Below are 21,005 nucleotides of genomic sequence, written 5' to 3'. Positions count from 1 at the left end.
TTTTTCCTTTTCTTTCTTGGGTGGGTGTGTTGTCAGTGCTGCTGCAGGGGCTTCTTGGAAGTCTCCACGGCGAACAGGACTGCGATGAGGGAAACCAGTGAGGCGGCCGCGAGGTACCAGCCGGGGGCCAGCTTGTTGTGCGTGAGGCCGATGAGGAGGGTGGCCATGAACGGGGCGGTGCCGCCGAACAGGGCGTTGGAGAGGTTGAAGCTGACGGCGAACCCGCTGTACCGGGTCTTCGTGGGGAAGAGTTCGGCCAGGAAGCTGGGCAGCGTGCCGTCGTTGAGGGTGAGCATGCCGCCCAGGAGGATCTGGACCAGGACGATCACCAGGAAGTTGCCGGTGCCCAGGAGCATGAACGCCGGGACCGTGAGCAGCATGAACAGCACGGACGCGGTGATCAGCATCCGCTTGCGGCCGAACCTGTCCGAGGCGATGCCGGTGAGGAAGATGAAGCCGATGTAGCTGGCCAGCGCGATGGTGGTGGCCAGGAACGACTCTCCGGCGCCGAAGCCCAGTTCCTCGGCGAGGTAGGTGGGCATGTAGCTGAGGATGACGTAGAAGCCGACGGCGTTCAGGAGCACCGCGCCGGTGGCGATGATGAGCTGCTTTCTGTTGTTCCGGAACATGTCCCTAGCGGGTGCCTTGCCGTGTTCCTCCTGCGAGAGGGCGCGGAAGGCGGGGGTGTCCTCGAGCTTGGTGCGGATGTACCGGCCGATCAGGCCCATGGGGGCCGCGAGCAGGAACGGCAGGCGCCATCCCCAGTCGTGCAGCTGGCTTTCACTGAGAACTGACGTCAGCAGTGCGGCCAGGAGGCTGCCCAGCAACAGTCCCGCCGCGGTGCTTGCGGGTACGACGGCGGCATAGAGTCCGCGCCTATGTGCCGGTGCGTACTCCACCAGGAAGGCGGAGGCGCCGGCGTACTCGCCGGAGGCAGAGAACCCCTGGACCACGCGGACCAGCAGGAGCAGGACCGGCGCCAGAATGCCGATGGTGCCGTAGCCGGGGATCAGGGCAATGCAGAACGTGGCCACGGACATGATGACGATCGAAAGCGACAGTGCTTTCCGCCGTCCGAGCCGGTCGCCGATGTGGCCCCAGAAGAAGCCGCCCAGGGGACGGACGAAGAAGGAGATGGCGAAGACGCCGAAGGTTGCCAGGAGTGCTGTCTGGCGGTCGGCTTCGGGAAAGAAGACCGTGGAGATGATGCCGGCCAGGTAGCCGTAGACGGCGTAGTCGAACCATTCGACGAAGTTGCCGATGAAGCTCGCGGTGATGACCCGGCGTCGGGTGTCCTTGCTGACTTCGTCGCCGCTGTGGGGTGCTGCGGGTGCGGGCTGCGCGCTCAGCGACTCTGCTGGCTCCGCCGCTTCGGAAGGTTGGGTTGTCGGGTGTTTCATGTGTCCACCAATGAAATGTCGGGTTGCTTCTGTTGCAACGCTGTTGCATCAGGTTAGGCGTGATGTAGTTCACCAGTCAATGGGTATTTTCGAACTCTTTGGTGTTATTCGCCGTGACCGGCTGCAAAATTGCGCTCCGCACTGAGAATCGCTCGGTTGCTTCAAGTGCAACCGCGTTGCGAGCGCATGCGCGATGCGGGCACGCCAAGGTGACGCGTCCTCACTTTTCGTCGGGTTTTTCCTGACGCGTCCTCAGGTATCGTCGGGTTTTTCCTGACGCGTCCTCAGGTATCGTCGGGTTTTTCCTGACGCGTCCTCACTTGTTCGCTGGGCGCAGTCAGGGGCATGCAGGAACTGAGGAGGCGGCGGGATGTGAGGAGGCGTCCGGTTGGAGGCGGCGGGATGTGAGGAGGCGTTTGGTTGGAGGCGGCGGGATGTGTGGAGGCGTTCGGCTGGAGGCGGCGGGATGTGAGGAAGCGTCCGGCCGACCCCTCAGTCGGTCCGCAGACTGTAGGTGCTGACGACGTTGCCCTTGCCGGTCTTGTACTGGTCCTTCAGTTCCAGCCTGGTCAGCGGGTCGCCGTCCTCGAACAGTCGCCGCCCGCTGCCGGCCACCACGGGGTGCGTCATGAGGGTCAGCTCATCGAGGATTCCCGCGAATAGCAGTTGCCGCGTCACTGAGATGCTGCCGCAAACGGCGATCTCGCCGCCGTCGCGCTTTTTAAGATCGGTGACGAACTCCTCCAGCGGTCCCTCGATCAGGTGCGAGTTTTGCCATTCGAGGGGCTCCGAGAGGGTGCGCGACGCCACGAACTTTTCCACCGGGTTGATGAAAGCGGCGAAGTCCTCATCCTGTGAAGCGTTCGGCCAGTACCCCGCCCACTCCTGATAGCTGACCCGCCCCAGAATGACGGTGTCCACGGTGTTGATCATCTTGGTCAGTCCGTTGCCCAGGTCCTCATCGAAGCTGTCGAACTGGAACTTGAACGGGTCCTGCACCACACCGTCTACGGAGTGGAACAGTCCGGCAGTCACTTTGCGCATCGGGTCCTCCAAATCGGGTCGTCAGGCATTACCGTATTCCGCCGCGGCTGCCGTGGGAAGGTTTTGCGCGCCGACGCCGGCCGCCCCCGACGCCTGGCCCTTTATGCTGGGGCCAAGGATCGGCGTCGAAAATTTAGGGGACAGGGATGACTCACCGGGCTGCCTTCGGCCTTGCCGCGACCATCGCACTTGTCCTCGGGGCATGTTCGGCGCCGCAGGGGGAACCCAAACCTGCATCAACCTCACCTTCAGTTCAGCAGGAAATGCCGACGGCGGTGGTGCAAAGTGCCGGAGGCAAGAAGGCCGTGGTGCACGCCGGAGTGTCGTCCGCTCCCGAGGAAGGTGGCCAGCTCATCGGCAGTCTGGCGGCAGACGGGGCCGGATGCATCGTGGTGCGCACCCGCGACGGGGAAACAACAACCCTGGTCTTCCCCCAAGGCACGGTTTTCGAGGGCGAAGCACTGGCCCTGCCGGACGGTTCGTCTCTGTCCGATGGGGCCAAGGTGGCCTTGGACGGCGCGCGTGTTCCAGCTGATGAGAAATTGAGCGTGTGCCCGAACTACGTCCGGCTCTTCTCGGTGGTAAGGGCCACTGTCAACCCGTAATAAAAACGATCCTGTGGCTGGGGCCAGGCTATCCGCACGCGACAAGCACGTTAACGGCAGGGTCTGCGGGAGCGTGCGGCGGGAAGCGGCAGGATCTGCGGGAGCGTTTGGCGGGAAGCGGCAGGGTCTGCGGGAGCGTTTGGCGGGAAGCGGCAGGATCTGAAGGTCCCCACCGTTCCAAACGCTTCCTCACCTTTGGTCGCTTCACACCAAACGCTTCCTCAGCTTCCGCCGTCGTTATTCCAGCACTTCCCGCGGGACCCCTTGCGGTTCCGCTACTTAGCGTTACTATGTACTGGTAGCTAGTATTACTAAGTAGCTGGAGGAGGTGTCCGGTGGGCAAGCAAATGACGGAGATGCTCAAGGGGACGCTGGAGGGCATCGTTCTTGCCCTTCTCACCGGGAATCCGGCGTATGGATACGAGATCACGACGCTGCTCAGGGAGAAGGGCTTCTCTGATATCGCCGAAGGAACTGTATACGCGCTGCTGGTGAGGATCGAGCAAAAGGGTCTTGTCGACGTCGAGAAGCGTCCGTCAGAGAAAGGACCCCCGCGCAAGGTGTACACGCTCAACGCCCAGGGCGATGAGTACTTGGAAGAGTTCTGGAGAACGTGGAGCTTTCTGGCCCAGCGGCTCGAACAGCTCCGAGATGGAGGGAATTAAACATGGCCATGGGATGGATCGAGCAGGTCACCGGCTCGCTCGAACAAAAGAAGCAGTACCGACAGTACAAAGCGCGCACCAAGCAGCTTCCCGCGAACTATCGCACAGCCATCGATGCGTTGGAGCGGTACCTGACGTACTTCGGGGCGATCACGAAAGGGGAGACCCTGGTGAAGATGCTGGAGGATCTGGCGGATCTCTTTGAGCAGAGCGCGGCGACCGGAACCCCGATCCGGGAAGTCGTCGGGGAGGACCCCGTGGAGTTCGCTGAGACGTTTCTCCAGAACTACTCGGAGGGGCAGTGGATCAACAAGGAACGGAAGCGGCTCAACGAGGCAATCGAGAGCGTTAGGAAGGAGGAGGAAGTCCCATGAGCGTCAACGCCTCAGCTCCGCCGGATCGCGAACCCGCGATCCGTGTGCAGGGACTGGAGAAGTCCTACAAGGAACTGCATGTGCTGCGCGGCGTGGACTTCGACGTGGCATCGGGCGGCATCTTCGCCCTCCTCGGCTCGAACGGAGCCGGAAAGACCACGATCGTGAGGATCCTGTCCACACTGTTGCGGCCCGACGCCGGCACAGCCACCGTGCATGGATTCGACGTCACGGCGCACCCGCTCCAGGTCCGGGAATCCATCAGTCTGACCGGACAGTTCGCTGCGGTCGACGAGATCCTCTCCGGCCGGGAGAACCTGGTGCTCGTTGCCAAACTGCGGCACCTGAAAGACCCTGGCGCGGTGGCGGATGATCTCCTCGCACGCTTCAACCTCGCCGAAGCAGGATCGCGAAAGGTGTCCACCTATTCGGGCGGCATGCGGCGTCGTCTTGACATCGCCATGAGCCTCATCGGGCAGCCGAAGGTGATCTTCCTCGATGAGCCGACGACCGGGCTCGACCCCGAAGCGCGCATCGAGGTGTGGCAGGTGGTCAAGGAGCTCGCCAGGCAGGGGACCACCGTTCTGCTCACCACGCAGTATCTCGACGAGGCCGAGCAACTGGCAGACCGAATCGCGATTCTTCATGAGGGGCGGATCATCGCGAACGGCACCCTCGCCGAGCTGAAGCGGCTGCTCCCGCCGGCGGAAGTCGAGTACGTCGAAAAGCAGCCGACCCTGGAGGACATCTTCCTCGCACTGGTGGGGAAGGACGACAAAGTCGGGTCAAGTAAGGACCAGCCATGAGCAAGCATTTCTTCGGAGACACGGCCGTCCTGCTGGGCCGTTCCCTGCGCCACATCATCCGCAGCGTGGACACGATCATCACCACCGCAATCACGCCGATCGCCCTCATGCTGCTGTTCGTCTACGTGTTCGGCGGCGCCATCAAGACAGGCGCCGACAACTACATCAACTACCTGCTTCCCGGCATCATGCTGATCGCGATCGCGTCCGGCATCGCGTACACCGCCGTCCGGCTGTTCACCGACACGAAGAGCGGCATTTTCGAGCGGTTCCAGTCCATGCCGATCGCACGATCGTCCGTGCTGTGGGCCCATGTGCTGACGTCGATGGTTGCCAACGCGCTCTCGCTGGTGATCATTGTGCTGGTTGCCCTGCTCATGGGCTTCCGCACATCGGCGGGCCCACTGGAGTGGCTCGCCGTTGCCGGAATCCTCGCCCTGTTCACCCTGGCACTCACCTGGATCGCGGTCATCGCCGGCCTGTCAGCGAAGTCCGTGGACGGCGCCGGCGGCTTCTCCTACCCGCTGATCTTCCTGCCGTTCATCAGTTCGGCCTTCGTCCCCACCGGCACCATGCCGGGTCCCGTGCGGGCGTTCGCCGAGAACCAGCCGGTCACCTCGATCGTCAACACCATCCAGGACCTGTTTGCGCAACGGCCGGTCGGCGTCGACATTTGGATCGCCCTGGCCTGGTGCCTCGGGATCCTCGTTCTCGCTTACGTCTTCGCCATGGCGGCGTACCGCCGCAAGATCACGTAAGGGCGGCCGACGGCGGGATGGCGGCGGTTCGATCTACGGCGTGAGCGGACCGCGGATGACACGTAGTCCAAGCTCGACGTCGCCCTCTATGAAGGCCGTGTCTGACAGGCTGGAGCGGCCCCAGAGGCCCAGGTACATGTCCTGTGGCGCTGCGGTAACCGAGGCCGCGATGTCCCCGTTGCCGACAGTCCATGCGGTGCCGCCGGGTACACGGAAGGTCACGCCCTTTCCTGGGTCGGCCATCCGGTGCAGCCGGAGCTGGCGCGGGGCGAACATTGCCAGGACCTCGTCGACGCCGTCGAGCAGGAAGTCCTCGGCGAATTCCGGGTCCGCCAGGCCGGATCCTTGGTGGCCGTCGACGAGGTGAATAGCGTGTTCGTGTGCCTGCCGGCGCAGCCAGAAACCGGCAGTGCGCGGGGGAGGGCCGAAGTTCCAGCACGGCGCTGCGGGGTCCAGGGAGGCCATCGTGGCCAGGAAGCCGGGGGCACCCTCGAGGAACCAGGTTGCGGCCCCCTCTGCAGGCGGGGCCGTTTCCTGGACGTACTCGCCGGTGCGAACAATAGCGGCAGCCCATCGCTCGATTGAACTGATGTGCCCGAAAAGCGCATCGAGAGTCCATCCCGGACAGGCCGGAACTGAACGGCCCAGCGTGCCCTCCGGCTGGCGCGCGAGCCTTTCGAGGGAACTTAGGGTTTGTGTGAGTTCGGCAAGGTACCGTTCGGGCAACATCTGTCGAGCATATCGAGACCCACCGCGGGCCTCGGGTGTTCGCCCGCGGGAGGGTTGGGATCTAAGCGGCAGGAAGGGAGGGAGTGTCCGGGCAGGTGGAGAATTCGGAGCTTCGGGTGGCGAGGTTACGACGAGGCTATTCAATGCCCTGTCGTGCGGATTGCGTCCGGATTCGGTGGTTGGCGTCTACGCTACGACGGCCCGGCCGGGCGAAACAGGAACTGGCAGTACACCGCACAACAGGCACTCCCGCGCACCATCGCCACCCTGGACACCGGTGCCAGCATCTTCTTCGACCACCGCGACCCCGCCATGGTCAGCTGGCTGGGAGGACGCCGGATCGACTGACCTGGCCTGCCCTCATGCCCCAGAACCTGCCCGCCGCCGACCGGCGGTCCGTCCTGCGCTCCGCGGCCATCGGCATTGCCGGCGCGCTGGTCGGCGCCGGCGCGTCGGGGTGCACCCAAGGAAACACGATGCCAGCAAAAGACACGCCACGCCAAGCGAGCCCAATCAAAAGCAGGAAAACCGGCGCGAGAGTCCTGCTCGCATACTTTTCGCGTGCAGGCGAGAACTAGCACTACGGCGGCCGTCGGGACCAGCCGCCGGCAACACCGAGGTCCTGGCCGGCATGATCAGCGGTCTCATTGGCTGCGACGTTCATCGCATCGAAGCAGCGGTTCCTTACCCGGCGGACTACGACGCCACAGTGGCGCGTAACGTCCGCGAGCAGAATGAGGACAGCCGCCCTGCGATCGCCAACCCACTTCCATCCATCGACCACTACGACACCGTGCTCCTGGCCAGCGGCATCTGGAACATCAGAGCACCGATGATCATGACCACGTTCACCGAAAGCCATGACTTCGCCGGCAAAACTGTCTACCCTCCTGCAGGCTCCACCAGTCCTGACGGTCTTCGCCGACCGAAACGAGCCACGTCGCCCCGAAACAACAGGAACGATGGCCAAGGGCCTCAGCTTGCACAGGCACCCCTGGAGTGGCAACGCTCCCCATTTTAGAGGTTGATGTTCAGCGGCCCGATTGATGTTCCTGCAGACAAAACAGAATTTAGGTCGGGACAACTACCTCACTTAGTGAGGAGGCTTAGCGGGGAACATTGGTCCGCAAACAAATAGACGGGACCCCGTTCTCTTCAAGCGGGTCCCGTCTATTTATTCTCAGATGTCATTCGAGTAGTGCACTATTTTCGACGCATTTCACTTCACCACATATATCGCTGTCGCGACAACGGAATACTCGTCTTGTTGAGCCAGCCGCCATTCGACTATGACAGCTTGGCCGCCCACAAGAGCCCGGAAACCGTGTTCTTGAATCAAGGCAGAGAAATGACCAAAACACTTTTCCCCATTCGGAAGAACTAGTTCCCCCCACCCCTCGTCTGACTTCCAAAAGGAAACGACGGCGCGATCCGTACCCGACGTATCGGTCATTACGCCCGCTCTAAGATTATGAATTCACACATACGTAATTGCATAATTGAAGTCCCATTTCACGGTAGCTGTTCCCGACCAGCCAGGTCCAGCCGCTCTGAACGCCCATTCCCCATAGAGGTAGTACATGGAGCTTGTAGACTGACTCCCGCAACTCCAATGGAAGATGTAGTCCTCATTTTGGCCTGCCTTATTATAGCCGCAGTTAGCCGGAGACTTGAAGGCATATGCCGTGAGCGCCTCGCCATAGATTATAGATTTGAGATAGGCAGATGGTGCCCACCGATAGGAAGTCGGGAGCCCAGCGGCGTAGCTTTGCTGAGCCCAGAACTGAGAGTTGGTGTCAGATGCGTAGAAGGATGGACGATTCGGGCCAAAGTAGAAAGTTCCGAAAGTCGCAGCGAGAAGCGTTGGTGAGGACTTATTTTTCTTGACTTGTTCTTGGTCCTCACAGCCTGAAAACTGCGGTTCTGCGGGTCCCTTCTTCAACCTTCCTTCGCGGTCGAGGGTGTAGTCCCCGTCCTTCCCATCGACCTTAATGGACACGACCGAAGAACTCGCACAGTTGGCCCCTCCCCCTTTCCTTATCTCTTGATATTTACTCTCTTGTTCCTGCGTCAGTTGCAGTTCAACCGGACTTGAATCCCCGGCTGCGAGCACCATCGGTGCGGGAATAAGCAATGTTCCAGCCATGAGTGCTACGACCGTTAGGGCATATCGAGACAACCTTTTCATTTTTTCCCCCATTTTCCCCCAAATAGATGATTTGGAGCTTATTAGCAGTCCGCTAGGGGCGTCAACGTATGCACGGGGTCAGGCCAAGTTCGGACGTGGGTTCCTGGGGCAAAAAGCCTCCTAGGCAAGGCACAACGTACTGCGAAATGTTTGTACCATAGGTGGTGGATTACAGGCCCGAGACCTATAACAGTCAAGGCTGGTGCCGTTTACTGCCTTACTGATAAATCGCGTTTAAGGCTGTAGTAGATCTCTCGGGCGATAAAGCGTTTGAGGCAGCGGATGGCATCCGCTGATGAGTGGCCTTGGGCGCGCTTCCGGTCACGATAGGCCTGGGATCTCGGGTCATAGCGGAGGCGGCAGATGGCGATGAGGTAGATGACCCTGTTGGCTTGGCGGTTACCTCCCCGATGGAGTCGCATGCGATGTGATTTCCCGGAGGAGACAGGGATGGGCGCGACGCCGCAGAGCCGCGCGAAGGCGGCTTCGCTGCGGAAGCGTTCAAGTTCTCGCCGGCGGTGATGAGCAGTTGAGCGACACTGACGGGGCCGACCTGGGGCAACGCCAAGGTGTTGGGCGCAACGGCGGAGACCAGCTGAGTCAGATACTTGTCTGTCTCGTTGATTTCGGCCGTGAGCTCGTAAATGCGGCGGCCGAGTTCCCGGAGGGCGTATTTCACTGCCTGCTCAGGTTCATGGATCCTGCTCAAGTCAGGCCTCAGCGTGCGCGCCTGAGTGGCTTTACCCTCCAGCGTTTTGGCGGTCAGTCTGGTTCTGAGATGATCCGGTGCGGTGAGCAGAACGTCGCGCAGCTGGACACAGGCCGCGCTGCGGGCCTTAATCGCAGAGCCTCTGACCAGATGCAGATTGCGGATGGCTTCGACCGCCCCGGTGGTGTCCTTCGCCGGATCTGAGCATTCACCGGAGAGGACTTTTCGAGCGGCAGCTTCAGCGTCGACGGCGTCACTCTTTCCGACGCGCTGACGGACTTGTGAGTGGCCCTTGTTGACCTCTACGACATCGATTCCTGCCGCGAGCAGGTGCCTGGTCAGTCCGGCGCCGTAGGAGCCGGTGCATTCGACGCCAAAAGTGTTGATGATGCCGAAGCTTGCGGCCCAGTCCAGCAGTTGTTGGTAGCCGGCGTGGTCCGCCGGGAATTGTCGGTCGCCGAGCATTCGCCCGTCCTGGTCTACAGCCGCGGCTGTGAGGAAGCCTTGGGGTTTGGGCAACGGGATGTGAGGAAGGGTTTGGATTCAAGCGGCGGGATGTGAGGAAGGGTGTGGGTTTGGGCGGCGGGATGTGAGGGAGGGTCCTAGGGGAGTGGGGCTAGGCGGGCGGCCAGGTGCAGGCCGGCCAGGCGACCCGTTCCCCGGGGGTCGCCGCCGCACAGATCGAAGATGCGCTGCAGCCGGTGGTACATCGACTGCCGTTCCAGATGCAGCTCACGTGCCGCCTGGGCCGTGTTGCAGCCGGAGTCCAGCCACACCGTCAGGGTGTGCAGCAGCTGCGAGTTCCGCTGCTCGTCGTGCTCGAGAATGGGTCCCAGCGTGCGGCGGACGAAATCGCGGCGGGCACCGCCGTCGATGCTCTCGGCAGCCAGCCGCTCGGCACTAAACGCATCCGCATCCCGCACCTGGCGGGGTCCGCCGGCGGAGCGGCCAGTCCGTGGTGCCAGATCCAGCGTCCGCCGGGCTTCCGCCATGGACCACGCCGCTTCACCAATGCCCTGCCCCAGAGGTCCGACGGCGATCGCAGAACCTTCCGGGACATCGAGGCTGCCCAGCGCCCCGATCAGTGACGCCCGCGCTGTACGGGTTCCCTTGACGGGAAGGCCGGCCAGCGCAATGAGCTCCAGCTTGTCCGCGTAGCTGGCAGCATGCGGGACCGACTCCGCGAGGATCGTGTCCAGCGCCGGGCGCAGCCGGCCGGAGGCGGCGGAACGGATCATGACGGCGGCCACCGGACCGTCGACGGCGAACCCCGCCGCCGCGCCGAGCTGCTCCAGCCGCCACGGCTGGGCGCCGGAATGGACGGCCCGCATCAGCTCCGCTCCCGCCAGTTCCTTCAGGCCGGGCGGCATCCGCTGCAGCAGCGCAAGGCCAAGAATGTCGACGGAGCGTTCGCCGGCCACCCGGACAAACGTCGGGTCGACGCCTTCGGGCAGCTCCAGCTCCAGCCGGGCGGCCAGAACGCCGCGGACCGGCACGTCGACCGCCGTCGTACTCACTGATCCCGAACCGCCGGTTCCCGGACCGCCGGCGGAGCCCCCGCCGTCGGCCGCACCCGCACTCCCCAGCGTCAGCCCCGCCGGCGACACCAGGCGGACGCCGGTCCCGGTCTGCCCGGCGAGCACGGCGAGCACCTCATCCAGCCCGCCGCCGTGGGCGAGCTCGGCGGCCATGGCGTGGCTGATCTCGTCGCCGCGCTGCAGCAGTTCCACCGACTGGCTGACCAGGATGGAGTTGATCTCCTGCATGATGCCCACGAAGGGAGCCACCTTGCGCAGCTCGAACAGCGGCAGTCCGTGCGACTCCGCAGTTATCAGCATCGACTCGGGGATATCGGGCAGCGCCGGCCCGGTCTCGATGGCAAGGGCAGCGACGCCGCGTCCCGCCAGTTCGCGGATGTAGTCCACCCGCCGCTCCTCGGTAGCCGTGGCCAGTGCCTGGCCGCCGCTGAGGAGGAGCTCGCCGCCGCGCAGCAGCGGAGCGATGTCCAGAACCTCGCTGGAGTGGACCCACCGCACCTGCCGGCCGGGCACGCTGTCCGGGGCGGCCCGCAGCAACGGGTCAGCGGCCCGGACGGTCCGATGCTTCAGGACGTCTTCGAGGAACACCGATCTTACACTCCGTCATATGCAAGGGAACTCTGTTAGACAGATCCTATCTTGTTGCTGTGATGTGGCGCGCATACGCTTAGTGCATCCCTTCTTCACGGAGGCTCTTCTTCCTCATACGGAGGCTTTTCCGATGCACAACTCCTCAACAACGCAGCCCGGGCCCGCAATGGAGCCGGCCGAGGACTGCGAAGCCTGGCTACAGCCCATCCCCGAGTCGCAGCGCACCCGCAAGGTGTCGGGCCAGTTCTGGATCTGGGCGGGCGCAAACCTGGCCCCGATCAACTGGGTCCTCGGCGCCCTGGGCATCAACCTTGGCCTTGGCTTCGCCGACACCGTCACCGTCCTGGTCCTCGGCAACCTGATCGGCATGCTGCTCTTCGGCTGCTTCGTCCTGCTGGGCCAGAAGACGGGCGCCACCGGCATGGTCCTGGCCCGAGCCGCTTTCGGCCGCCGCGGCAACTACCTGCCGGCCGCCATCCAGGCCCTGCTGGTGGTGGGCTGGTGCGCCGTCAACACCTGGATCATCCTCGACCTGGTCATGGCGCTCTTCGGCACACTCGGGTGGGTGGATCCTGCCGCCCACAACTACGCCTGGAAGATCGGCGTCGCCACGTTCATCATGGCCGCCCAGGTCGCCATCGCGTGGTTCGGCTACAAGGCGATCGCCGCCTTCGAAAAATGGACCGTACCGCCGACCATTATCATCCTTGTGGTCATGTCCGCCGTGGCGTGGTTCGGCCTGAAGATCAACTGGACCTACGCCGGCCCCGCGGGCAACATCCTGGAAGGCTCCGAGCGCATCGCGGCCATGAGCGCCGTGATGACGGCCATCGGCATCGGCTGGGGCATCACCTGGTTCACCTACGCGGCCGACTACTCCCGCTTTGTCAGCACCACAGTGCCCAAGAAAAAGGTCTACCTGGCCTCCGTCCTGGGCCAGTTCATCCCTGTGGTCTGGCTCGGCGTCCTCGGCGCCAGCCTCGCCACCAACAGCGGCGAAGTCGACCCCGGCAAGCTCATCGTCCAGAACTTCGGCGCCATGGCGCTGCCCGTCCTCCTCATGGTGCTGCACGGCCCCATCGCCACCAACATCCTCAACATCTACACCTTCTCGGTGGCCACACAGGCGCTGGACATCTCAATCAGCCGCCGGAAGCTCAACCTGTTAGTCGGCGTCTTCTCGCTCATCGCCGTCGTCTTCTTCATCTTCCAGGAGGACTTCGCCTCGGTGCTGGATGCCTGGCTGATCGGCCTGGTGGCCTGGGTGGCCGCCTGGGGCGGCGTGATGCTGGTGCACTTCTTCTGGCTGGAGAAGCGCTGGCCGGGCAAGGTGGACCGGCTGTTCGACGGCGTCGGAACCCGCCGCCTGCCCGTGGTCAACTGGGCCGGTGTGACCGCGCTCCTGGCTGGCATCGTCGCCACCTGGCTGTTCATGTACGGACTGGTTCCGGTAATGCAGGGCCCCATCGCGGTTGCCCTGGGCGGCTGGGACCTCTCCTGGCTCGCCGGCGGACTCACCAGCGCCGCGGTCTACGCGGTTCTCGGCCCCCGGCTGCACCGGCCGTACGTGACGGTGACGTCCGACGGCGGCACCACCGCCGCGGTCAACGCACCTGACGCTGCGCAGGCACCCCAGCCCGTCACCGCCGTCGAACTCTAAATCCTTCTGTACCTCTCCGCTTCGCCCTCTGACGAAAGGAACCCCGGCATGAGCACCAGCGCCTTCGCGGATTCCCAGCACCCCATGACCTGGCCTGCCGGCTTCAGCGCCGCCGCATCCTTCACCTTCGATGTCGACGCCGAATCCTGCGTCATTGCGCACGACCCCAGCAGCACCCGGCGAATGTCGCTCATGAGCCACCAGTCGTACGGGCCCAAGGTCGCGGTGCCGCGGCTGCTGCAGATCCTGGCGCGGCAGGAGGTTCGCGGGACGTTCTTCATCCCCGGCTTCACAGCCGAAAGCTACCCGGACGTGGTGCGGCAGATCGTCGACGGCGGGCACGAGGTTGCGCACCACGGGTACCTGCACGAGCCGATGCAGGGGATCGACGCCGCCACCGAAGCGAGCTACATGGACCGGGGACTCGAGGCGCTGGAGAAGGTCGCCGGGATCCGCCCGGTGGGTTACCGGGCACCGTGGTGGGAACTGAACTGGCACTCGCCGGCGCTCCTCGCTGACCGCGGCTTCCTCTACGATTCCAGCCTGCTCGACGGCGACGCACCGTACCGGATGTCCGTCTCCTCGGGTTCTCCTTCCGGTGCCGGCGACACCCGCGACATCGTGGAGGTCCCCGTGGACTGGACGCTGGACGACTGGGAGCAGTACGCGTTCTATCCGGGCGTGACGGGCAGCGGCGTGATCGAAAGCCCGGCCAAGGTGCTGGAGATGTGGACGCTCGAGGCCCAGGCACACCACTCGCAGGGGAGTTGCTTCGTGCTCACGAACCACCCGTTCATCTCGGGCCGGCCGTCCAAGGCGGTGGCGCTGGAGCAGCTCATCGAGCGGGTCAAGGGCATGGAAGGCATGTGGGTGACCACCCTGGAGCAGATCGCTGATCACACCAAGGCAACCGTCAGCGAGGTCCACACCCATGCCAGGATCGACGTGCCCGTTGCTCCCGGTTTCGGAGCCCGCTTCAAGCCGGGCCAGGTGCAGGTGCCCGCGCTCAGCTAGCGCGGCTTCGTCAAGCGCGAACGGACACTTGAGGCCCTTGAACAAGCGCGAACGGACACTTGAGGCCCTTGGTGGGGGCCCAAGTGTCCGTTCGTGCTTCCTGGGTTTCTGCACCCGCGTCGGCGCGGAGCCGGAGCGGGCGAAACTGCAATGATCGGACCATGAGCAGAGTGGACGGCCTTGGACACGAGGCATCGAAGTTCGACAGACCGGCGCATCATTCACGGCTCCGGTTGCTGGTGATGGCCGTCGTCGGTCTGGCAACGGCTGTGGCCGTGGGGCTCCTGCAGTCGTGGACCTATGCCCCGGCCATGGGCTGGGCGGCCGCGTCCGCCACCTATCTGATCTGGGTGTGGGCCATCATCGGGCGCCTGCCGGCAGCGGCCACGGCGGACCACGCCCGGCGCGATGACCCCGGGCGGGCCGCCTCTGACGCCCTGGTGCTGGCCGCCACGTTGGCCAGCTTCGGCGGCGTTGCCATGATCCTCGGGGATGCCTCCAACAGCGAAGGCGGAGCCAAATCGGGCATCATCGCGCTCGCGTTGGGGACTTCCACACTGTCCTGGTTCCTGGTGCATTCGCTCTACACGCTGCGCTACGCCTCCATCTACTACCGCGACAAGACCGGCGTCGATTTCAATCAGGACAACCCGCCGCGCTACATGGACTTTGCTTACCTGGCCTTCACTGTGGGCATGGCCTACCAGGTCTCGGACACCAACCTCAAGACAGATCCAATTCGCGGTACGGTGCTCCGCCACGCGCTGCTGTCCTATCTGCTGGGCGCCATTGTACTGGCCACCACCATCAACCTGGTCTCGGGCCTGGTCCACTGAGCTGTCCTCGCCTCGTCGTGTTGCCAAAAAGGGCCCCAAGTGTCCCTTCGCGCTTCTGGATTCCTGCGAAACGGCGACCAAGGCTGCAACGTCCCTCTAATGCCCGGCCTTCACCGTGAGTACTTTCAGGGCGGCGGCGTTGACCTCGGCGGCGAACGCGGGACTGCGCTGGGCGAGCTGCAGCACGGCGGCGTACATGGTCGGAATGGCGCGGGGGTTCGCGCATAGCAGCATGGTTCCCCCGGCGTTGATGAAGTTCGTGGCCCGCGTGCCCAGTGCCCACGGACCCAGCTGCGCCGCGTTGCACAGGTCATCGGAGAGGACGACGCCGGTGAAGTGCAGGTCCGTGCGCAGCATCCTCCGCATGATCAGAGGCGAGAATGGGGCGATGCGGCCGGCGTCGATGCGCGTGTAATAGGCGCTCGAGACCATGACCCACCGGGCACCCGCCTGGATCGCCGTCCGGAACGGCAGCAGGTACGGGTCGGTGCGAGTGGTCACGGTGTCCTTGACGTTCCGGCTGGTGTCCGTGTTCAGGATGACGCGGCCCAGGCCAGGGAAATGCTTGATCACAGGCGCGATCCCAGCCGAGCGCATTCCGGCCGCGAAGGCGCCGCCGTGGGCTGAGACCGTCTGCGGAGTGAACCCGTATTCGCGGGCGAAGAACCCGATGGGCGCGTTGCGCGGGGCGAACTGTCTGCTCGGAACGGTGTCCAGAACCGGCGCCAGGTTCATGGTGAGCCCGGCCGAGCGGAGCTGGCTTCCCCAGACGCGCGCGTTTGCCTGGAGGGCCGCCGTCGTCTGTGTTCCCTGGGACAGCGCTGTGGGGATCGCCGAGAAGCCGGGACCGCTGAGGACCTGGACGAAGCCGCCCTCCTGGTCGGTCGCCACCGCGAGGCGAATGCCGCCGGTGGTGGCCGCCGATACGGTGGCCGTCATGCGGCGAACGACGGCAGCCGTCGCCGCGGTGCCCGCACGGCTGCGGCCCGCAAGATAGACATTACCGACGTGGAACCGAGTGAGGTCGGACATGGTGTTGGCGTCCGCTCCGGTGGCCGTGGCCGCCACCATGAACAGCTGGCCGACCCGCTGGGGCAGTGTGAGCCGGGCGAGCTGCTGCGCCGGGGTGGGCGCCGTCACGGGCGCCGCTGTCACAGCGGCAGCATGGCGGCCGACTGTCTGCCGGACAGTACGGGGCACAGGTGATCGCTGGCTTGTTGCTGGCGGGCTTGTTGCCGGCCGGTTTGTTGCGGGCAGGACGCCGGCCGTTGTCGCCGACAGCGATTTTCTTGTCGCGGACTGGGGCGGGCCGCCCGCGGCTGACAGGGCGAGCAAAAGCGCTGCTCCTAGGACTGCCAACCTACTCAGATAACGCATGTGTCACACGGCTTTGCTGGGGCACTCATATATCAATGAGAGTACGCCGTTTCAGCGGCCTCGGACCCAACCGGCGGCAAACGCCGTTGCGAGGAACGGCGGCTTGGAATCCAGTCGAGCGCGAACGGACACTTGAGGCCCTTCAGGCAAGGGCGCCAAGTGTCCGTTCGCGCTTCCTGGTTTTCTGCATCGCAAGCACCGCCGTCGTGCTTTTGACCGAGTCGTGCTTTTGACAGATGAGGACTGCCGGCGGAGGGCATGGACGTGCCGGGCAGGGCATGGAAATGCCGCCCTGCGGTGTTGGGGGCCATCGCAGGACGGCATGGATTCAAGGTACTGTGCCGCACTTTCCCGCAACAGTGTTTCCTCCGGTGGCGGGTGGAATCTTAACGGTTTTTTAACGCCTCTTCGGTTTGAAGGGCCCAAGCGTTGGGGTCCCAGCCGGAACGCGGCGAGGCCCTGTCCGCTCTTACCGGACAGGGCCTCGAGCTCTAACGCGGGACCTTAGTGCCTTCTGAAGGCGTCCTTGATCTTTTCGCCGGCCTGCTTGAGGTCGGCCCTGATGTGGCGGGCCCTGCCTTCGGACCGGAGCCGTTCGTTTCCGCTCGCGCGGCCGGCTGCTTCCTTGCTTCTGCCGTGGAGTTTTTCGGCGGCGTTGTGGATCTTGTCACCCAAACCCATCGTGACCTCCTGTTCGGGAAAGCCGGGGCGGCCTGTTGCCGCGGCGGCCATTCTCAGTCTATCGACGGCGGGCCGGGGCGGCCATCATCAGCGCCTCGCGGTTCAGGGACGCGGCCGCCACCTGCCAAGCCCAATCAGAACCGGTAGCGATAGCCGGTAACGGGTCAGAGCCGCGACCGGAACCATGGTCACGGCGCACAGGGCCGCAAGGATTAACGCGGCAGGGCCGCTGCAACCCCGGTTCGGATTGCAACGGCCCTGCGGTGTTCGGGAACCTCTAAGTTACGACGGCGGTGAGCTCACCGGAATCGTCGCCACCCAGAAGTTCACCTCGGTCGCGTAACCAGGCTTTGATCCCGTGACCGTTACAGTCAAGTACCTGCCCAGGTCCGCTGCCGTCAGCGGGTACGTGCTGGCGGTGGCACCCGTGATCGCCGCTCCATTGGCGTACCACTGGTACTTCAGTGTGACCGGCGCCGGACCCCACGTGCCCACCGCAGTGAGTGTCGACCCCACTGTTAGAAAGCCAGCGACGGTAAAGTCGGGCTCAGTTCGGGTTGGGACACTCCGCCGAACCCATCGCCGACTTGGAGCGTGCGGCATCGCTGGACCCTTCCCTGGACACCCCCTGGCGGGTCTTGGCGAATATCTACCAGCGCCTCGGAAACGTCCAGGAGGCTTTGGCTGCCAGCCGGCGTGCGGATGCCCTGGCGGGGAATTAGGACTGCAATTACTGAATATTTCCGCTTCGGTGATGCCCGCGCTAAGAATGCCGAAGGAAACGATCAAGATTGGCGCAGTTTCCGGAATTTGGCCTTAATTGCATTTCCTGCGTGTTATTAGCCGGTGCATTTACCGGGTTCTGAATTCCTGCCGTAAACGCGTCTATTTATGAGGTGCGCTTGCTGGCAGATCCGGTAACAGCGCAGACACACAATGAGCACCCGTGTGAAACGTTTTAGAAAACATCGTGGTGCAGGCTGGGACTATCGAATCAGTCCAATGCAAGGGGTCCGGTCATGAACGATAACGGGGAGCTTGAAGTTCAGTCCAGCGCAGAGCTGACGGTGGGGGACGAAGTGGAGGCCTGGCACCGCGGGCGGCTGTCGCACCGGGGGACCGTGAGCAGCACGCTCCGGGACATTGACCTGTTCTGGATCATCGACTCCCGGACCGGCGCCCGCCGGCTGCTGGATCTTGAGCAGCTCACCGTGCGTCGGGTCCCAGCCGGAAAGGCGGCATCCGCCGTCGGGCATTCCACAGGCGCCGCGCATTCCGCAGGTGCCGGGAAACTCAAGTCCGACGCCGGGAACCCGGCGAACACCGTCGGCAAGCCTGCCGCCCGGAGGCGGAGGCCAGTCAGAAACCTGAGCCAGGTGGTCTTTATTGAGGCGCCGGCCACGAGGTAACGGGCCACCGGCAAAACCTATGTCATGTTGCTGAACCGCTCCGCCTGCGTCTTGCTGCCCTGCACGATTATCTGGTCGTCGTCGTACAGGACGGTTTGCGCGGTGGTGTGGCCCCAGATGCCGCCGGGGCGCTTGACCGCCACGATGGTGATGCCGTACTTGTCGCGCAGGCCCAGCACGCCGAGCGGACGGTCACGGGCCTCGGTGGGCGGGCTGGTGCGGATCATCACAAAGTCGTCCTCGAACTCGACGTAGTCCAGCAGCGAGCCTCGGACCAAGTGGGCCACGCGCTTGCCCATGTCGTGCTCGGGGCGGATCACGTGGTCCACGCCGAGCTGGTTGAGGATCTCGGCGTGCGGCTCGCTGATGGCCTTGGCCCAGATCTGCGGCTTCTTGAACGTGAGCAGGCGCGACGTCGTCAGGATGCTCGCCTCGATGTCGCTGCCGATGCCCACCACGGCGCGGTCGAACTCGTGGACGGAGAGCTGCCGCAGCACTTCCTCCTTGGTGGAGTCCGCCCGGACCACGTGGGTGAGCCGGCCGTTGTAGGACTGCACGGTGTCCTCACTGGAGTCGATGCCCAGCACCTCGGTGCCCTGCGCCTCGAGCTCCAGCGCCAGCGACCCGCCGAAGCGGCCCAGCCCGATGACCACCACCGAGTCCGCCTGCGCCGCGGTGTCGGCTGACCGGGAGAAGAAGTTCTTAGCCAATGAGGGGCCTTTCCTTGGGGTACTCGTAGAGCAGCGGGCGTTCGCGGAGCGCCAGTGCGGCGCCCAGCGTCACCGGGCCGAGACGGCCGATGAACATGAGCAGGATCAGCACCACCTGGCCGGCCGGCGGCATGGCGGCCGTGATGCCGGTAGACAGCCCCACCGTGGCGAACGCGGAGATGACCTCGAACAGGATCCGTTCCTGGCCGAAGTCGGTAATGATCATGAGGAACATCGTGGCGCCCACCACCAGCCCTATCGCCAGCAGCACCACGGTGATGGCCTGCCGGTGAACGGCGCGGGAGAGGCGCTTGCCGAAGATATTCACCGCCGTGCCGCCTTGCAGTTCCGTCAGGAGGATGAAGAACAGCACGCTGAAGGTGGTGATCTTCAGGCCGCCCGCGGTGCCGGCCGGGCCGCCGCCGATGAACATCAGGATGTCCATGCCCAGCCAGGACACCTCATGCATCTGCCCGATGTCGACGCTGTTGAATCCGGCCGTGCGGGTAATGACCGACTGGAAGAAGCCCGCCAGGATGCGTTCGCCCGGCTTGAGTGCGCCGAGGGTGGCCGGGTTGGACCATTCGACGGCGGTGAGGAAGACGGTGCCTGCCGTGAGGAGCATGGCGGTGCCTACCAGGACCAGCTTGGTGTTCATGCTCCAGTGGATGGGCCGCTGGTATTGCCGCCGCAGTTCGAAGAGTACCGGGAAGCCGAGGCCGCCGATGATCACCGCGGCCGCAATGGGCAGGCAGATCCACGGGTCGCCCGCGAAGCCAATGAGGTTGTCCGTGTGCAGCGCGAACCCGGCGTTATTAAACGAGGACACCGCATGGAAAACGCCGTGCCACACTGCACGCCCGGGCTCGTAGCCGTAGCCCGCGACGAGCCTGGCGGCCAGGATCCCGGCGAGCAGAATCTCCACGGTGAGGCTGATGGCCAGCACCCCGAGCAGCACGCGGCGGACGTCGCCGAATCCGGTGCTCTTGGTTTCCGCGGCCGCCGACAGCCGTGAGCGAAGGCCCAGCCGGCGCGCCATGAGCACCCCCAGCAGCGTGCCGAAGGACATGACCCCGAACCCGCCGATCTGGATCAGCGCCATGATCACCACCTTGCCGAACCCGCTCCAGTACACGGGGGTATCGACGGTGATCAGCCCCGTGACGCACACGGACGAGGTGGAGGTGAACAGGGCATCGAGGAAGGGTGCGCCCCCGGGGCCGTTCCGCGCGATGGGCAGCATGAGCAGGATTGTGCCGACGGCGATGGCACCGGCGAACCCGAGCACGATCACCTGGGCAGGGTGCTGGGGTGCGAAGACGTTGAGGATGCGCGGGAAGACCTTGGAGCCGCCGGGCCACAGCCCACTGAAGCCGCGGTCCGTTGCCTTACTGTCCACTTTGGCGGCGGTCCTGGCCGTTTTCGCCGCGAGCCTGGCAGTCCTGGCTGCCGGGCGGGGTACTTTGGCCTCCGGCGGCGGCTTTTTGCCCACCTGCAGAGGCCTCTTGCCGGGAGGCCGGGCGTTCCTGCCCGCAGGCCGGGCCCTCGGGTCAGGAACGTCGCGCATACGCGTCACGCTACCACCGCGGAATTACCTGGGACGGCGTGAAGGGCGAGGCGTTAAGAAAGCGTTAAGATCCAAGGTTTTAGCGCTTTTCGGATTCCGGCCGGTGCTAGGCTCCCGTGGTCATCAGCAAACTGCCCATGTGAATCGAAGGACCCCGTGGCCACCTCAAGCACGCAAGGCCGTGTCCTGCCATGCTGACCCAAAGCGCCCCGTTGCTGTGGCTTATCCTCGGGATCGGCGTAACCGGCTACATGATCTACCGGCTCATCAGAGCAACGAAGTAGCCCCCGCCGTCGGACGCCTCTCCCGCCGCCCGACGGCGGGTGCGCTCCGGCCGCTCCCGG

Annotated in this window: 22 protein-coding genes and 1 pseudogene; 11 read left to right on the top strand and 12 right to left on the bottom strand. The window is 64.4% G+C overall.

Annotation, left to right across the window (positions count from 1 at the left end; translation table 11 throughout):
* Positions 1-32 precede the first annotated feature (32 nt).
* Complete coding sequence (locus QFZ23_RS18800) at positions 33-1,400, bottom strand: MFS transporter (protein WP_306925243.1); 1,368 nt, start codon at positions 1,398-1,400, stop codon at positions 33-35.
* 492 nt (positions 1,401-1,892) lie between these two features.
* Positions 1,893-2,444 carry a dihydrofolate reductase family protein gene (locus QFZ23_RS18795; protein ID WP_306925241.1) on the bottom strand — a complete coding sequence of 184 codons (552 nt, stop codon included), beginning with the start codon at positions 2,442-2,444 and terminating at the stop codon, positions 1,893-1,895.
* Between the two features lie 146 nt (positions 2,445-2,590).
* On the opposite strand from QFZ23_RS18795, the gene QFZ23_RS18790 reads away from it, so the two are divergent.
* From QFZ23_RS18790 to QFZ23_RS18770, 5 genes are all read left to right on the top strand, one after another.
* On the top strand, positions 2,591-3,049 hold the full coding sequence (locus QFZ23_RS18790) for a hypothetical protein (RefSeq protein ID WP_306925239.1): 459 nt from the start codon (positions 2,591-2,593) through the stop codon (positions 3,047-3,049).
* 335 nt (positions 3,050-3,384) lie between these two features.
* Complete coding sequence (locus QFZ23_RS18785; RefSeq protein ID WP_306925238.1) at positions 3,385-3,714, top strand: PadR family transcriptional regulator; 330 nt, start codon at positions 3,385-3,387, stop codon at positions 3,712-3,714.
* A 2-nt stretch (positions 3,715-3,716) separates the two neighbouring features.
* A complete protein-coding gene (locus QFZ23_RS18780) occupies positions 3,717-4,088 on the top strand; it encodes a DUF1048 domain-containing protein (RefSeq protein ID WP_306925237.1) in 372 nt (123 codons plus the stop codon).
* Positions 4,085-4,894, top strand: coding sequence for an ABC transporter ATP-binding protein (locus QFZ23_RS18775; RefSeq protein WP_306925236.1), 810 nt, complete (start codon positions 4,085-4,087; stop codon positions 4,892-4,894). Before QFZ23_RS18780 ends, QFZ23_RS18775 begins: the two co-directional genes overlap by 4 nt.
* On the top strand, positions 4,891-5,652 hold the full coding sequence (locus QFZ23_RS18770; RefSeq protein WP_306925235.1) for an ABC transporter permease: 762 nt from the start codon (positions 4,891-4,893) through the stop codon (positions 5,650-5,652). The genes QFZ23_RS18775 and QFZ23_RS18770 overlap by 4 nt, the downstream gene beginning before the upstream one ends.
* A gap of 33 nt (positions 5,653-5,685) precedes the next feature.
* On the opposite strand, the gene QFZ23_RS18765 is transcribed toward QFZ23_RS18770, so the two are convergent.
* Positions 5,686-6,381 (bottom strand): maleylpyruvate isomerase family mycothiol-dependent enzyme, encoded by a 696-nt coding sequence (locus QFZ23_RS18765; RefSeq protein ID WP_306925233.1) that lies wholly within the window; start codon positions 6,379-6,381, stop codon positions 5,686-5,688.
* 153 nt (positions 6,382-6,534) lie between these two features.
* Between QFZ23_RS18765 and QFZ23_RS18760 the strand changes: the two genes are divergently transcribed.
* A complete protein-coding gene (locus tag QFZ23_RS18760; RefSeq protein WP_306925231.1) occupies positions 6,535-6,729 on the top strand; it encodes a hypothetical protein in 195 nt (64 codons plus the stop codon).
* 283 nt (positions 6,730-7,012) lie between these two features.
* A complete protein-coding gene (locus QFZ23_RS18755) occupies positions 7,013-7,402 on the top strand; it encodes a flavodoxin (protein WP_306925229.1) in 390 nt (129 codons plus the stop codon).
* Positions 7,403-7,858: 456 nt separating this feature from the next.
* Here the strand turns inward: QFZ23_RS18755 and QFZ23_RS18750 are convergent, their stop codons facing one another.
* From QFZ23_RS18750 to QFZ23_RS18735, 4 genes and pseudogenes are all read right to left on the bottom strand, one after another.
* Positions 7,859-8,527, bottom strand: a complete 669-nt coding sequence (locus QFZ23_RS18750) for a hypothetical protein (RefSeq protein WP_306925227.1) — start codon at positions 8,525-8,527, stop codon at positions 7,859-7,861.
* A 251-nt stretch (positions 8,528-8,778) separates the two neighbouring features.
* Positions 8,779-9,021 carry a transposase gene (locus tag QFZ23_RS18745; protein WP_306926934.1) on the bottom strand — a complete coding sequence of 81 codons (243 nt, stop codon included), beginning with the start codon at positions 9,019-9,021 and terminating at the stop codon, positions 8,779-8,781.
* Positions 9,022-9,422: 401 nt separating this feature from the next.
* A pseudogene (locus tag QFZ23_RS18740) lies at positions 9,423-9,743 on the bottom strand (IS110 family transposase); the annotation flags it as partial.
* A 137-nt stretch (positions 9,744-9,880) separates the two neighbouring features.
* Positions 9,881-11,404: a PucR family transcriptional regulator gene (locus QFZ23_RS18735; protein WP_306925225.1), complete on the bottom strand. Its 1,524-nt coding sequence runs from the start codon at positions 11,402-11,404 to the stop codon at positions 9,881-9,883.
* Positions 11,405-11,537: 133 nt separating this feature from the next.
* On the opposite strand from QFZ23_RS18735, the gene QFZ23_RS18730 reads away from it, so the two are divergent.
* The 3 genes from QFZ23_RS18730 to QFZ23_RS18720 all read left to right on the top strand — a co-directional run bounded on the left by QFZ23_RS18730 (position 11,538) and on the right by QFZ23_RS18720 (position 14,917).
* Positions 11,538-13,067 carry a purine-cytosine permease family protein gene (locus QFZ23_RS18730; RefSeq protein ID WP_306925223.1) on the top strand — a complete coding sequence of 510 codons (1,530 nt, stop codon included), beginning with the start codon at positions 11,538-11,540 and terminating at the stop codon, positions 13,065-13,067.
* A 48-nt stretch (positions 13,068-13,115) separates the two neighbouring features.
* Positions 13,116-14,081: a polysaccharide deacetylase family protein gene (locus QFZ23_RS18725; protein ID WP_306925221.1), complete on the top strand. Its 966-nt coding sequence runs from the start codon at positions 13,116-13,118 to the stop codon at positions 14,079-14,081.
* 161 nt (positions 14,082-14,242) lie between these two features.
* Positions 14,243-14,917: a DUF1345 domain-containing protein gene (locus QFZ23_RS18720; RefSeq protein ID WP_306925220.1), complete on the top strand. Its 675-nt coding sequence runs from the start codon at positions 14,243-14,245 to the stop codon at positions 14,915-14,917.
* 96 nt (positions 14,918-15,013) lie between these two features.
* Here QFZ23_RS18720 and QFZ23_RS18715 read toward each other — a convergent pair whose 3' ends face one another.
* The 3 genes from QFZ23_RS18715 to QFZ23_RS18705 form a co-directional block, all read right to left on the bottom strand.
* Positions 15,014-16,117 (bottom strand): glycoside hydrolase family 3 N-terminal domain-containing protein, encoded by a 1,104-nt coding sequence (locus QFZ23_RS18715; RefSeq protein WP_306925219.1) that lies wholly within the window; start codon positions 16,115-16,117, stop codon positions 15,014-15,016.
* Positions 16,118-16,798: 681 nt separating this feature from the next.
* Positions 16,799-16,975 (bottom strand): CsbD family protein, encoded by a 177-nt coding sequence (locus tag QFZ23_RS18710; RefSeq protein WP_306925217.1) that lies wholly within the window; start codon positions 16,973-16,975, stop codon positions 16,799-16,801.
* A gap of 282 nt (positions 16,976-17,257) precedes the next feature.
* The gene (locus QFZ23_RS18705; protein WP_306925215.1) at positions 17,258-17,491 is read right to left on the bottom strand and encodes a hypothetical protein; all 234 of its coding nucleotides are present in this window, start codon (positions 17,489-17,491) and stop codon (positions 17,258-17,260) included.
* A gap of 503 nt (positions 17,492-17,994) precedes the next feature.
* On the opposite strand from QFZ23_RS18705, the gene QFZ23_RS18700 reads away from it, so the two are divergent.
* Entirely contained in the window at positions 17,995-18,384 is a 390-nt protein-coding gene (locus QFZ23_RS18700) for a hypothetical protein (protein ID WP_306925214.1), read from the top strand.
* 17 nt (positions 18,385-18,401) lie between these two features.
* On the opposite strand, the gene QFZ23_RS18695 is transcribed toward QFZ23_RS18700, so the two are convergent.
* Together QFZ23_RS18695 and QFZ23_RS18690 are read right to left on the bottom strand one after the other, a co-directional pair.
* Positions 18,402-19,094: a potassium channel family protein gene (locus tag QFZ23_RS18695; protein ID WP_306925212.1), complete on the bottom strand. Its 693-nt coding sequence runs from the start codon at positions 19,092-19,094 to the stop codon at positions 18,402-18,404.
* Positions 19,087-20,661 (bottom strand): TrkH family potassium uptake protein, encoded by a 1,575-nt coding sequence (locus tag QFZ23_RS18690; protein WP_306925210.1) that lies wholly within the window; start codon positions 20,659-20,661, stop codon positions 19,087-19,089. The genes QFZ23_RS18695 and QFZ23_RS18690 overlap by 8 nt, the downstream gene beginning before the upstream one ends.
* Positions 20,662-21,005 lie beyond the last annotated feature (344 nt).

The sequence above is a fragment of the Arthrobacter globiformis genome (assembly GCF_030818015.1).
Lineage (GTDB): Bacteria > Actinomycetota > Actinomycetes > Actinomycetales > Micrococcaceae > Arthrobacter > Arthrobacter globiformis_C.
The sequence above is the reverse complement of the archived record's forward strand: the minus strand, read 5'-3'. Positions and strand labels throughout refer to the sequence as shown.